General features: G+C 64.5%; 11 protein-coding genes. 5 read left to right on the top strand and 6 right to left on the bottom strand.

Annotated elements, in window-relative coordinates; all coding sequences use genetic code 11:
- Window positions 1–44 precede the first annotated feature (44 nt).
- Window positions 45–944, bottom strand: coding sequence for a hypothetical protein (locus VA602_RS05795; protein WP_323452740.1), 900 nt, complete (start codon window positions 942–944; stop codon window positions 45–47).
- A gap of 151 nt (window positions 945–1,095) precedes the next feature.
- Between VA602_RS05795 and VA602_RS05790 the strand changes: the two genes are divergently transcribed.
- The 4 genes from VA602_RS05790 (at window position 1,096) to VA602_RS05775 (ending at window position 3,229) form a co-directional block, all read left to right on the top strand.
- The gene (locus VA602_RS05790) at window positions 1,096–1,797 is read left to right on the top strand and encodes an AzlC family ABC transporter permease (protein WP_065862730.1); all 702 of its coding nucleotides are present in this window, start codon (window positions 1,096–1,098) and stop codon (window positions 1,795–1,797) included.
- Complete coding sequence (locus VA602_RS05785) at window positions 1,794–2,108, top strand: AzlD domain-containing protein (protein ID WP_323452739.1); 315 nt, start codon at window positions 1,794–1,796, stop codon at window positions 2,106–2,108. The genes VA602_RS05790 and VA602_RS05785 overlap by 4 nt, the downstream gene beginning before the upstream one ends.
- Window positions 2,105–2,938, top strand: a complete 834-nt coding sequence (locus tag VA602_RS05780; protein ID WP_323452738.1) for an AraC family transcriptional regulator — start codon at window positions 2,105–2,107, stop codon at window positions 2,936–2,938. The genes VA602_RS05785 and VA602_RS05780 overlap by 4 nt, the downstream gene beginning before the upstream one ends.
- A gap of 63 nt (window positions 2,939–3,001) precedes the next feature.
- Window positions 3,002–3,229 carry a hypothetical protein gene (locus VA602_RS05775; RefSeq protein WP_054890833.1) on the top strand — a complete coding sequence of 76 codons (228 nt, stop codon included), beginning with the start codon at window positions 3,002–3,004 and terminating at the stop codon, window positions 3,227–3,229.
- Window positions 3,230–3,280: 51 nt separating this feature from the next.
- On the opposite strand, the gene VA602_RS05770 is transcribed toward VA602_RS05775, so the two are convergent.
- The 5 genes from VA602_RS05770 to VA602_RS05750 form a co-directional block, all read right to left on the bottom strand.
- Window positions 3,281–3,763 carry a copper chaperone PCu(A)C gene (locus tag VA602_RS05770; protein ID WP_125929751.1) on the bottom strand — a complete coding sequence of 161 codons (483 nt, stop codon included), beginning with the start codon at window positions 3,761–3,763 and terminating at the stop codon, window positions 3,281–3,283.
- On the bottom strand, window positions 3,764–4,372 hold the full coding sequence (locus VA602_RS05765; RefSeq protein ID WP_054890835.1) for an SCO family protein: 609 nt from the start codon (window positions 4,370–4,372) through the stop codon (window positions 3,764–3,766).
- Between the two features lie 285 nt (window positions 4,373–4,657).
- On the bottom strand, window positions 4,658–5,242 hold the full coding sequence (nfuA, locus tag VA602_RS05760) for a Fe-S biogenesis protein NfuA (protein ID WP_063545100.1): 585 nt from the start codon (window positions 5,240–5,242) through the stop codon (window positions 4,658–4,660).
- 58 nt (window positions 5,243–5,300) lie between these two features.
- Window positions 5,301–6,335, bottom strand: a complete 1,035-nt coding sequence (locus VA602_RS05755; RefSeq protein ID WP_323452737.1) for an acyltransferase family protein — start codon at window positions 6,333–6,335, stop codon at window positions 5,301–5,303.
- Between the two features lie 189 nt (window positions 6,336–6,524).
- Complete coding sequence (locus tag VA602_RS05750) at window positions 6,525–8,825, bottom strand: fatty acid cis/trans isomerase (RefSeq protein ID WP_063545102.1); 2,301 nt, start codon at window positions 8,823–8,825, stop codon at window positions 6,525–6,527.
- A gap of 173 nt (window positions 8,826–8,998) precedes the next feature.
- On the opposite strand from VA602_RS05750, the gene metH reads away from it, so the two are divergent.
- The gene (metH, locus tag VA602_RS05745; protein ID WP_323452736.1) at window positions 8,999–12,706 is read left to right on the top strand and encodes a methionine synthase; all 3,708 of its coding nucleotides are present in this window, start codon (window positions 8,999–9,001) and stop codon (window positions 12,704–12,706) included.
- Window positions 12,707–12,737: the final 31 nt, after the last annotated feature.

The raw sequence follows: 12,737 nt of genomic DNA, 5'->3' as shown, positions 1-12,737 counted from the left end.
TGGGAGGGCTTGCCGCAACGCATTGCCCGCCCAACGGGCCAAGGCTATTGCGCGTCGAGGCTGGCCACATGCGCATCCAGTTCCTGCTCGGGCGGCGACAGGTGCAGGACGCGATCGCGGCCGCCTTCGGCGAGCAGGTAGCCACCCTTGCCATCGGGCACGATCGACTGCGGCGCCTTGAGGAAGGACAACACGGTATGCCGCTTGCCATCGGCATCGATGCGCAGCAGGCGCGCGCGATGCGTGGAGTCTTCGCTGATCCACAGCCCGCGCTGGTCGCAGAACAGGAAGGTGGGATTGCGCAGCCCCTCGGCCACCACCGGGTCTTCACCCCCTTCGTTCAGCGCGCGGATCTTGCCGGCAGCCTTTTCGGTATAGAGCAACTGGCCACCGCTGCAGCGGGTCAGGCCTTCGGTTTCAGTCAGCGCCGAGCGCAGCACTTCCACCTGGCCGCTCTGCCAGTCGTAGCGCATCAGGCGGCCATCGCCCTTGCGATCCTCGATGGCGTAGAGGTGATCGCCGTCGTTCCATAGGCCCTGCACGCTTTCTCCGTTGAACAAGGCGGTGATCTGGCCATCGCGAGACACGCTGACCGGGGCCAGTCCGCCCTCCTGGCTGAACACCCAGCCGCCCTCGACCGCGACCATGCCGTCAGGCTTGGACAGGCCATCGACCACCACCACACGCTCGCCCTGTGGGGTGATCTTGAGAATACTGCCCAGCCCATCGTCCAGCTCGCGGCTGACCAACAGGCTGCCATCGGCCAGCGGCAGCAGCGAGGCGGCCTTGGCCACGTCACGGTGCAGCACCTGCACGTGCCAGCCATCGGAGGCCTGCACCGGATAGAACGTCTGCCAGGCGAAGAAGCCCAGGGCGCAGGCCACCACGCCTGCCGTCGCCGTCAAGGTCAGCCTGACACCACGCTTGCGCAACACTTGAATCATCGATCGCTCCTTCTTGTGGCGGCGATCCTAGCAAGGGGATGTGAAAAAAATGTCGTGAAGCGCATCGCACCCGCAAACCAGCAAGATCGTTCAAGCCAGGCAGCTTTTTCCTCTGGCATGCTGGACATCCCTGCCCCTGTCCGTAGCCGCCATGTCCAGCAGTCCGCCCCTCGCCCGCCATGCTTTCACCCAAGGCACCGTCGCCATCCTGCCGTTATCGCTCGCCGTTGCGCCCTGGGGGCTGCTGGCCGGCTCCATGGCCATCGAAGCCAACCTCAGCGCCTGGCAAGGTCAGGGGCTGTCTGCGATCGTTTTTGCTGGAGCTGCGCAACTGGTGGCGATCGGCATGCTCAAGAGCGGCGCCGGGCTGCTGTCGATCCTGCTGACCACCCTGCTGCTGACGTCGCAGCACCTACTCTATGGGCTGTCGATGCGCCCTGTGGTGTCCGGCCTGCCGACCCGCTGGCGACTGGGGCTGGGCTTTCTGCTCACCGACGAGCTTTTCGCCCTGACCAGCCACCACGACCAGCAACAGTTCAACCGTTGGTACGCATTGGGCGTGGGCCTGACCTTCTATGTGGCCTGGAACCTGTTCACACTGGCCGGCATCATCCTCGGCCAGAACATCCCGCACCTGGACCAGCTCGGCCTGGACTTCTCGATCGTCGCCACCTTCGTCGCGTTGATCACCCCGCTGGTACGCAGCGTGCCGACCCTGGTGTGCGTGGCGGTGTCGCTGTTCTGCTCGGTGCTGTTCAGCCATTGGCACTGGGAAACGGCGCTGGTGGCCGCCGGGCTGCTGGGCATGGCCGCGGGTTTTGTCTGTCAGAAATTCGCCGGGAGCCGCGCATGATCTGGCTGCTGATCGTCGCCATGGGTGTGGTGGTGTTCCTCAATCGCTACGTCTTTCTCGAGCCGCGCCTGCCCCTGCGCCTGGGCTCCAACGTGCGCCAGTTCCTCGGTTTCGCCGTGCCGGGACTGCTCACGGCAATCTGCGGGCCGATCATCTTCCTGCCCGAGCATCAGCTGAACCTCGATCCGCTCAATCCGTACCTGCTCGGCTCGCTGGTGGCCATCGCCCTGGTGCTGTTGACCCGCAGCGTATTGCTGAGCATGCTGGCGAGCATGCTGATCTTCTTTGTCCTGCGCAGCTGGCTGACATGAGCACGCCCCTGCGCGAACAGATCCACCTGTGGCAGGCACCCGCCCTCGGCGATGTCGAGATGCTGCACGCCCGCTACGTACAGCAGCGCTTTGCGCCGCATGTGCACGAAGGCTATGTGTTCACCGTGATCGAGTCCGGCGCCCAGTGTTTCTGGCACCGTGGCAGTGATCACCTGGCGCCGGTCGGCAGCGTGGTATTGATCAACCCCGACGAATTGCACACCGGCGCCAAGGCCCACGAGGCGGGCTGGCGCTACCGTGCGTTCTATCCGGAACACGAACGCGTCACCGGGGTGCTGGACGAGTTGGAACTGGGCCGCCACGGCCTGCCGCACTTCAGGCAGAGCGTGGTGCAGGACCCGATCCTGGCGGCGGCCTTCAGCCGTGTGCATCGCCTGTCGGAAGCCGGCGCGAGCGCGCTGGAGCAGCAAACCGCCTGGCGCGAGGCGGTCCTGGCGCTGGTACAACGTCATGGCCACTGCAGCGAACCTGCTGCCCCCGGCCACGAACCGCTGGCCGTGGCACGGGCCCGCGAACTGCTGGAGAGCCAACTGGCCGACCCACCTTCGCTGGAGGCACTGGCCGCGGCGGTCAACCTGTCACCCTTCCACTTTGCTCGGGTGTTTCGCCAGGCCACCGGGCTGCCGCCCCATGCCTGGCTCAAGCAGCGTCGCCTGGCCCGCGCCCGGGAGTTCCTGCGCCGTGGCCTCCCGGCTTCGGAAGTGGCCTTTGCACTGGGCTTCGCCGACCAGAGCCACCTCAGCCGGCAGTTCAAGCAGGCCTTCGGCGTGACGCCAGGCGTCTACCGCCTCGCCTGCCTGAACCACTGACCCGTCGCCCGGCAAGACCGCCAGCCGCTGCTACACTGAGAAGGCTGAACGGAGGATCCTGCCATGTCAGAACGAGAGCTCACCACCCTCATCACGCTGATGAACCAGCGCCAGGCCTGCCTGAGCAGCGCCTGCAAGGAAATCGCCGACTGGATCGACCGGCAGGGCGATGTGCCCTCGGCCGGCAAGATTCGCGCGAGCCTCAAGGCCCTGGAGGCCGACGAAGCCCAGGTTCGCAAAACCCTGACTTCGCTGACCATCGACCGGCCGCTGCCGCGATTCCGTAGCTGAACGACAGCAAGCAGAAAGAACAAGGGCCGCTTGCGCGGCCCTTGTCGGTACTCAGTGCTTCATGTGCATATGGTCGTGCCCGGCATCCATCTCGGCAGTCAGCGGCTTGACCGGCGCCTGCACCTCGAGTGTCTGCTTCTGGCCCTTGGCATCTTCGATGGTCAAGGTCAGTGGCACCTGCTGCCCTTCCTTCACCTGCTCGTTCAGGCCCATCAACATCACGTGCAAACCGTTGGGATCGAGGGTCACCGGCTTGCCGGCCGGCAGCTCCACGCTCTTCACTTCACGCATGCCCATCACATCGCCATTCATGGTCATCTCGTGCACCTGCACGGTCTTGGCCACCGGCGAAGCCACGTTCACCAGCTTGCTGTCGGTGCTGGCGGTCAGGGTCATGAAGGCGCCGGTGGACTGCTGGTGCGGCACGCTGGCGCGCACCCAGGCGTCGCTTACGGTGGTGTCGGCCAGGGCCGGCAGGGCCAGGCCCAGCAGGGCGAGAGCGGCCAGGCCGCGCTTGATCGGTTGCATCGACATTCAGCAGATCTCCATCAAGGTGCGCAGGTCTTCGGCGCATTCCTGGGCATTCAGGGAATGGCCCAGACTCAGGCGCAGGGTGCCACGCGTGTCGTAGACGTAGCTGGTGGACGAGTGGGAAATGGTATAGGTGTCGCCGGCAGGGACCTTTTCGTAGAACACCTTGAACTCCCTGGCCACCTCGTCGATTTCTTCCGGGGTGCCGGTCAGGGCGACGAACGATGGATCGAAGGCCTTGACGTAGGCGTCGAGCACTTCAGGGGTATCACGCTCCGGGTCCAGGGTGATGAACACCACCTGGAACAGGTCGCGGTCACGGCCCTTGAGCAGTTTGCGGATCTGCGCGGCGCGTGCCAGCGTGGTCGGGCAGACCGCCGGGCACTGGGTGAAACCGAAGAAGATCATCGGCATCGAGCCGTAGAAGCTCGACAGGGTACGCTCGTTACCCTGCGGATCCTTGAGCTTGAACTTGCGTCCAAGGATCTCGTTGCTCATGTTCTTGCCGTACTTGAAGTCCAGGCCCCGGGCCGGGTTGCAACCCGCCAGCAGGCCAAGCCCCAGTACGCCCATCCCGGCGACGACCGCGCGCCGGGTCAGTAGATCAGTCATGGAACCATCCTTTACAGGGAAGGTGCCGGCCCTCGAGCAGGGCCGGTCGAAAAACCGGGGCATTCTGGCATGACACCCCGAGACCAGCTACCCGACACCCGGAAGATCGGCCCGCAGCCCTTGATTTACGGGCTGCGGCCTGTTGTCGCAGGGCTTGAAACAGTAACACTTTGTTGCTAGGCCAAGGCATTTTTGGCGGGCGACGAATGCAATCGCGGGGCAAGCCCGCTCCTGCAGGTACGACGCCGCACCTGCAGGCGCGGGCTTGCCCCGCGATAGGGCCTATCAGTAGTAGGCGTTCTCTTTTTGCGTGTGGTCGGTCACGTCACGCACACCCTTGAGCTCCGGGATGCGCTCGAGCAGCGTACGCTCGATGCCGTCCTTGAGGGTGACGTCCGCCTGACCGCAACCCTGGCAACCGCCACCGAACTGCAGCACGGCGATGCCATCGTCGACCACATCGACCAGGCTCACCTGGCCGCCGTGGCTGGCAAGACCCGGGTTGATCTCGGTCTGCAGGTAGTAGTTGATGCGCTCGTTGATCGGGCTGTCTTCGTTGACCATCGGCACCTTGGCGTTCGGCGCTTTGATGGTCAGTTGCCCGCCCATGCGGTCGGTGGCGTAGTCGACCAGTGCGTCTTCGAGAAACGGCTCGCTGACGGCGTCGATGTAGGCAGTAAAGCTCTTCAGACCCACGGCGGTGTCGTCAGGCTTTTCTTCGCCCGGCTTGCAGTAGGCGATACAGGTCTCGGCGTACTGGGTGCCCGGCTGGGTGATGAAAACGCGGATGCCGATCCCGGGCGTGTTCTGCTTCGAGAGCAGATCGGCCAGATAATCATGGGCGGCGTCGGTAATGGTTATAGCGCTCATGGAAGTTCCTCACAGACTTGCCGCCCAGTGTACGCCAAGCCAGGCCTCGAACAAAGTCCTAGTAATTGACTCGGGATAGTGCCGGCTGCGCCTGGCGTATCCCCCGCGCCCCGAACCAGGCCTTGAGGCGCCGATACAGGCCACGCTCCAGCCACTGGTAGCTGAACCAAGACATTAGTCCGATTGACGGTACGCAGAAGGCGAACACCAGGTACGGATTGAGCCGCAACCGCTGGCTGATGAACCAGCCGCCCCACAGCACCAGCACGTGGGTGAGATACACCGAGTACGAACAGTCCCCCAGCGCCTTGAGCACCCGATTGCCGCGAAAGTACGGCTCCAGCGCGATGAAGGCCAGCACCACCATCGCACTCGGCAGGCCCCAGTGCAGCAGGCGCTGCGAGGCGTCGAGCTGGTACAGCGCAAACCCCGCCGCCGCCAGCACCGCCAGCGGCAGCCACAGCCCCTCGCGGATCAGCCCGCGCCGGTACAGCACACCCAGGCCGATGCCCAGCAGGAACTCATAGATGATGTCGTTGTTGTAGAAGCGGCTGAGCACACCCAGGCGCCCCAGCACCTCACTGACCAGCAGCAGGGCCGCAGTAACCAGTACCAGGTGATGACGCTGGCGTACCAGGAACGCCAGGCCGAACAGCAGGTAGAAGAACATCTCGAAGTTCAGCGTCCAACCCACGTTGAGGGTGGGGTACAGCCCATAGCCACCCGGGTTTTCCGCTGGCACGAACAACAGCGACAGCACCAGGTGCTGCCACTCGAACACCTGATGCGGCATCCAGCGGCTGGCCACCAGCAACAGCAACGCCATGAGCAAGGTGTAGAACCAGTACGCCGGGACGATACGCAAGGCGCGGTTGAGCAGGAATTCGCGCGGGGCGATCTCCTTGTCGCGGGTCGAGAGGTAGATCACCAGGCCGCTGATGACGAAGAAGATGTCGACCCCCACTGCACCGCGCTCGGCGAGCAGGCGGCCGACGGGGCCTTTGGCATTGAAATCGAAGAAGATCTGCATGAAGTGGTGGCAGACCACCACCCAGGCGGCGAACGCCCGAAGCGCTTGAAGCGAATACAGCATGGGTTGTCCTGCGGTTCTTGGTGCATTCAGGCCCACAGGCGAGCACTGCTCGCGCGAATCACGGAACCCGCCTGCTCCCGCCTGTGGGAGCAGGCTTGTCCCGCGATGGGCTGCAACGCATCGCCGGGGCCACCCACAGGTCCGACCGCAGAAAGCCAGGAAAGGTCGGACGCCTTTCCCGGCAATCGATCAGAGGTTCTCGTAGCGGTTCATGTCCAGCACACCCGCCTCCACCGGCTCGGTCTCCTTGATGTAGGTGTTCAGGTCGTGGAAGTACCGCCAGAACTGCGGGTGGCTGCGGCGCACGCCCCAACGCTCGACGATACGCTCGAACTTGCCCTGGTCGTCACGCGCAGCCTCCATGTCCTCGACGAACTCCGGTACGTCACTGGCCGGAATGTTGAAGATGAAGTTCGGGTAGCTGCTGAGCACGCCCGGATACAGGGTCAGGGTGTCCAGCCCCGGCTGGTAGCGATAGGCCTCGCCCAGCAGGAAGGCGACGTTGCTGTGCGCGCGGTTGCGCAACAGGCTGTAGACCTGACGCTGACCGCCCTGCCCTTCGATGCGCAGCATGGTCGCCTCGGGCAGTTGGCCGATCACCTTGAGCCCTGCCGCCGGGCGCGACACCAGGCGGCTCAGGCTCTGCTCCACATCACGAAACGCTTCGTTCATCTGTGGTCGCGAGCAGTAGGCACCGGTGCAACGGTTGATCGGATCGGGCGCTGCGTTCAGGCTGCCGGTGCGTTGCAGCAGCTTGAGGCCGAAGTCGCGCGTGGCATTGTGCTCGTTCAGTTGCAGGGCGCTTGGGGTATCGGTGTCGATGTCGGTGTAGTCGAGCCACATCTTCACCTTGCCGCTGTTCTGGTACCAGTCGCTGAGGATCGCGCCGCGTTTATTGGCCGGCATCAGGCGCAGGAAGTTGACCTCGGCGCCGTTGCGGATCAGGTCGAAGTACAGGCGCGTCTGCAACTGGTGCGAGACGTTGCCGTACACGTCGAAGTTGACCGCCAGTTGGTAGTAGGTGCGCTCCAGCAGTGGGTAGTCGAACAGCCAGATGGTCAACGGCACGTCACCGATCAGCCCCTTGCTCACCGAGGCGCTGTCGAAGTGACGGAAGATGCTGAGCAAGGCGTTGTCGTTGCCTGCCCACAGCGTCGACCAGCTCGGCGCTGGCATTTCGGCGTAGGCCTCGCGGCGCAGGGTCTCGTAGTCGTTGCGCTTGTCGCGGTAGGCACGCCACAGGCTCAGTACGCTGCCGACATCGTCGATCTGCCCCGGCATGGCCAGCAACGGCGTGGCCTGGCCGCGGTAGGCGGCATCGGTGACGTAGCGGTCATGGGCCGGCTCCTGGAACAGCGCCCAGAAGTTGTCGCGGATCACGTCAGTGGCGATCTGCCCGCGGCACACCGGGCCACGGATGAAGGTGCGCACGAAGTACTCGGCGTTGTCGAGCATGAACTGGTAGCGCGCCACCGCCGGGATCGCCTCGAAGGTCTCGAACGGGTTGGCCCGGCGCTGCGGGCCATAGCCCGGCAGCGAGGTGGCGCGCCAGTCGCCGCTGTAGAACAGCTGCTTGACCCGCTTGAGCTTCTGCGGCCCCATCGGGTAGGTGATGTGCGTCTTGTGCACGATCACGCCCTGCACCGGGATCAACCGGTAGTAGAAATCATTGCCCGGCGGGTCGTTGGGGCGGCGCGTGGCGATCACGTCGACCGGCTGGCCACTGGGCGTGCGCGAACGGACCCACTGGAAGAAGTGCCCCTGCTCGCCGCCGACGAAATAGATGTGCGCCAGGAACAAATGCTCGTACAGCCAGCGCCCGACCAGCGCCTCGGTGGAGCCCGGACGGTTGAGCAACGCCTCCCAATCGGCGATCTGCTTCGCTTCGCTGGGGCTTGGCTGGATCGGTTGGTACTCGACCGGTGCACCGGCCGCCAGCCAACGCTGCAGGGTCGAATATTCCTGGTCGGTCAGCCCGGTAACCGCCAGCGGCATGCCCTCTTTCGGGTGCGCACCGGCATAGGCGTCGAACTCGTGCGGCAGCGGGCACATGTTGTTGCGGTTCAGGCCCAGGACGATCTCCTCGGGCAGCTTGGCGTTAGGCGTGAGCGGCGTCTTGTGGCCCAGTTCGAGCATGCGCGCCATCAGCGCGGCCTGGCTGCCCTGGTTGTCGAGCACCGAGTAGAAGCCTTTCTTGCGCCAGCCCTCTTCATTCTGCGCGTCATAGAACAATCGCGTGGTGGCGACCGCCTGGCTGCGCTCGCCCTGGTACACCGGCACCTTGGAGGCGCCGCGCTCGGCACCTTCTGCGCTGCCCAGGTTGAGCTGGCAGGCGGCGTCGTTGCAGGCGTGGCAGGCCACGCACTTCTGGGTGAAGATCGGCTGGATGTCACGGGTATAAGAGATGGCCGAGCTCGATTGAGGGGCCTGCGCCAAAGCTGCGCCGCTGACGAGCAGGGCGAAGATGGCAACGATAAAACGATGCACCATGTGCCGAATGTCCTGGTTCTTGATAGCTGTCACGATTTGCCTTTCTGTCCCTGGGACTGAGCCTTGGCACCACCAACATGAATCAAATTCATGAGACCGGGCGATGCGCCTAAAATCCGTGCAGCTTTGTTATTATTCCGCACTTCCGTTATTTGTCCGACCAGGTAGTTCTCATGTCCGACCGCAGCGCTCGTCTCCAAGCACTCCAGCATGCCCTCAAGGAGCGCATCCTGATTCTCGACGGCGGCATGGGTACTATGATCCAGAGCTACCGCCTCGAGGAAGACGACTATCGTGGCACGCGCTTCGCCGATTGGCCAAGCGATGTTAAAGGCAACAACGACCTGCTGCTGCTCACCCAGCCCGATGTCATCGCCGCCATCGAGAAGGCCTACCTGGACGCCGGCGCCGATATTCTCGAGACCAACACCTTCAACGCCACGCAGATTTCCCAGGCCGACTACGGCATGGAAGCGCTGGTGTACGAGCTCAACGTCGAGGGCGCGCGCATCGCCCGCCAGGTGGCCGACGCCAAGACGCTCGAAACCCCCGACCGCCCGCGCTTCGTCGCCGGCGTGCTCGGCCCGACCAGCCGCACCTGCTCCATTTCCCCGGACGTCAACGACCCCGGCTACCGCAACGTCACCTTCGACGAGCTGGTGGAAAACTACATCGAGGCCACCCGCGGCCTGATCGAAGGCGGCGCCGACCTGATCCTGATCGAGACCATCTTCGACACCCTCAACGCCAAGGCGGCGATCTTCGCCGTGCAGCAGGTGTTCGAGGATGACGGCATCGAACTGCCGATCATGATCTCCGGCACCATCACCGACGCCTCCGGCCGCACCCTGTCGGGCCAGACCACCGAAGCCTTCTGGAACTCGGTGCGCCATGCCAACCCGATCTCGGTCGGCCTGAACTGCGCCCTGGGCGCCAAGGACCTGCGTCCGTACCTGGAAGAACTGTCGACCAAGGCCGGCACCCACGTGTCCGCGCACCCCAACGCCGGCCTGCCCAACGCCTTCGGCGAATACGACGAAACCCCGGCGGAAATGGCCGCCGTGGTCGAGGAGTTCGCTGCCAGCGGTTTCCTCAACATCATCGGCGGTTGCTGCGGTACTACCCCGCCGCATATCAAGGCCATCGCCGAGGCCGTGGCCAAGTACAAGCCACGGGCCATTCCGGACATCCCCAAGGCTTGCCGTCTGTCGGGCCTGGAACCGTTCACCATCGATCGCCAGTCGCTGTTCGTCAACGTCGGCGAGCGCACCAACATCACAGGTTCCGCCAAGTTCGCCCGGCTGATCCGCGAGGAAAACTACACCGAAGCCCTGGAGGTCGCCCTGCAGCAGGTCGAGGCCGGCGCCCAGGTGATCGACATCAACATGGACGAAGGGATGCTCGACTCCCAGGCCGCCATGGTCCGCTTCCTCAACCTCATCGCCGGCGAGCCGGACATCTCGCGCGTACCGATCATGATCGACTCCTCCAAGTGGGAGGTAATCGAAGCGGGCCTGAAGTGCATCCAGGGCAAGGGCATCGTCAACTCGATCTCCATGAAGGAAGGCGTCGAGCAGTTCAAGCATCACGCCCGGCTGTGCAAGCGCTACGGCGCCGCCGTGGTGGTGATGGCCTTCGACGAGGTCGGCCAGGCCGACACCGCCGCGCGCAAGCGCGAGATCTGCCAGCGCAGCTACGACATCCTGGTCAACGAAGTGGGCTTCCCGCCCGAAGACATCATCTTCGACCCGAACATCTTCGCCGTCGCCACCGGCATCGAGGAGCACAACAACTACGCCGTCGACTTCATCGAGGCGTGCGCCTACATCCGTGACCACCTGCCCTACGCGCTGTCCAGCGGCGGCGTGTCCAACGTGTCGTTCTCGTTCCGTGGCAACAACCCGGTGCGCGAGGCGATCCACTCGGTGTTCCTCTACCACGCCATCCAGAACGGCCTGACCATGGGTATCGTCAACGCCGGCCAGCTGGAGATCTACGACGAGATCCCGCCGGCACTGCGCGAGAAGGTCGAGGACGTGGTGCTCAACCGCACCCCCGAAGGCACCGACGCCCTGCTGGCCATCGCCGACGACTACAAGGGTGGCGGCGCGGCCAAGGAAGTGGAAAACGAAGAGTGGCGCTCGATGCCCGTGGACAAGCGCCTGGAACACGCGCTGGTCAAGGGCATCACCGCCTACATCGTCGAAGACACCGAGGAGTGCCGCCAGCAAGCGGCGCGCCCCATCGAAGTCATCGAAGGCCCGCTGATGAGCGGCATGAACGTGGTCGGCGACCTGTTCGGCGCGGGCAAGATGTTCCTGCCCCAGGTGGTCAAGTCCGCGCGGGTGATGAAGCAGGCGGTGGCCCACCTGATCCCGTTCATCGAGGCCGAAAAAGGCGACAAGCCCGAAGCCAAGGGCAAGATCCTCATGGCCACGGTCAAGGGCGACGTGCACGACATCGGCAAGAACATCGTCGGCGTGGTGCTGGGCTGCAACGGCTACGACATCGTCGACATGGGCGTGATGGTCCCCGCCGAAAAGATCCTGCAGACCGCCCGCGAGCAGAATTGCGACATCATCGGCCTGTCCGGCCTGATCACCCCGTCGCTGGACGAGATGGTCCACGTCGCCCGCGAGATGCAGCGCCAGGATTTCCACCTGCCCTTGATGATCGGCGGCGCCACCACCTCCAAGGCGCACACGGCGGTGAAGATCGAACCCAAGTACGCCAACGACGCGGTGATCTACGTCACCGACGCCTCGCGCGCCGTGGGCGTGGCCACGCAATTGCTGTCCAAGGAGCTCAAGCCTGGCTTCGTCGAGAAGACCCGCCAGGAGTACGTGGAAGTGCGCGAGCGCACCGCCAACCGCAGCGCCCGCACCGAGCGCCTGAGCTACGCGCAGGCGATCGCCGCCAAGCCGCAGTACGACTGGGCCAACTACCAGGCAGCAGTGCCCTCCTTCACCGGCGTCAAGGTGCTGGAGGACATCGACCTGCGCGAACTGGCCAAGTACATCGACTGGACGCCGTTCTTCATCTCCTGGGACCTGGCGGGCAAGTTCCCGCGCATCCTCACCGACGAGGTGGTCGGCGAAGCGGCTACCGCGCTGTACCAGGATGCCTGCGACATGCTCGAGAAGCTGATCAGTGAAAAACTCATCAGCGCCCGCGCGGTGTTCGGTTTCTGGCCGGCCAACCAGGTCGCGCATGACGACATCGAAGTCTATGGCGACGACGGCAAGCCGCTGGCCACCCTGCACCACCTGCGCCAGCAGACCATCAAGCCCGACGGCAAGCCGAACTGGTCACTGGCCGACTTCGTCGCACCGAAGGACAGTGGCATCAGCGACTATGTGGGCGGGTTCATCACCACCGCAGGCATCGGTGCCGAGGAAGTGGCCAAGGCCTACCAGGACAAGGGCGACGACTACAGCTCGATCATGGTCAAGGCGCTGGCCGACCGCCTGGCCGAGGCCTGCGCCGAATGGCTGCACGAGCGCGTGCGCAAGGACTACTGGGGTTATGCCAAGGACGAGCAACTGGACAACGATGCGCTGATCAAGGAGCAGTACAGCGGCATCCGCCCTGCCCCGGGCTATCCGGCGTGCCCGGATCACACCGAGAAAGAGACCCTGTTCCGCCTGCTCGATGGCACGGCCATCGGCGAAACCGGCCCCAGCGGCGTGTTCCTCACCGAGCACTTCGCGATGTTCCCGGCGGCGGCGGTCAGCGGCTGGTACTTCGCCCATCCGCAAGCGCAGTACTTTGCCGTCGGCAAGGTGGAGAAGGACCAGATCGACAGCTACAGCGCCCGCAAAGGCCAGGATGTCAGCGTGAGCGAGCGCTGGCTGGCGCCGAATCTGGGCTACGAAGGCTAAGCGGGCTGCGTGGGGTGCTCAGGCACCCCGC

Source organism: Pseudomonas machongensis (genome assembly GCF_034961125.1).
Taxonomy (GTDB): domain Bacteria; phylum Pseudomonadota; class Gammaproteobacteria; order Pseudomonadales; family Pseudomonadaceae; genus Aquipseudomonas; species Aquipseudomonas machongensis.
The sequence above is the reverse complement of the archived record's forward strand: the minus strand, read 5'-3'. Positions and strand labels throughout refer to the sequence as shown.

Coding starts and splice junctions, on each gene's coding strand:
- VA602_RS05795 (WP_323452740.1), bottom strand. CDS start 944: ATGATTCAAGTGTTGCGCAAGCGTGGTGTCAGGCTGACCTTGACGGCG.
- VA602_RS05790 (WP_065862730.1), top strand. CDS start 1,096: ATGTCCAGCAGTCCGCCCCTCGCCCGCCATGCTTTCACCCAAGGCACC.
- VA602_RS05785 (WP_323452739.1), top strand. CDS start 1,794: ATGATCTGGCTGCTGATCGTCGCCATGGGTGTGGTGGTGTTCCTCAAT.
- VA602_RS05780 (WP_323452738.1), top strand. CDS start 2,105: ATGAGCACGCCCCTGCGCGAACAGATCCACCTGTGGCAGGCACCCGCC.
- VA602_RS05775 (WP_054890833.1), top strand. CDS start 3,002: ATGTCAGAACGAGAGCTCACCACCCTCATCACGCTGATGAACCAGCGC.
- VA602_RS05770 (WP_125929751.1), bottom strand. CDS start 3,763: ATGTCGATGCAACCGATCAAGCGCGGCCTGGCCGCTCTCGCCCTGCTG.
- VA602_RS05765 (WP_054890835.1), bottom strand. CDS start 4,372: ATGACTGATCTACTGACCCGGCGCGCGGTCGTCGCCGGGATGGGCGTA.
- nfuA (WP_063545100.1), bottom strand. CDS start 5,242: ATGAGCGCTATAACCATTACCGACGCCGCCCATGATTATCTGGCCGAT.
- VA602_RS05755 (WP_323452737.1), bottom strand. CDS start 6,335: ATGCTGTATTCGCTTCAAGCGCTTCGGGCGTTCGCCGCCTGGGTGGTG.
- VA602_RS05750 (WP_063545102.1), bottom strand. CDS start 8,825: ATGGTGCATCGTTTTATCGTTGCCATCTTCGCCCTGCTCGTCAGCGGC.
- metH (WP_323452736.1), top strand. CDS start 8,999: ATGTCCGACCGCAGCGCTCGTCTCCAAGCACTCCAGCATGCCCTCAAG.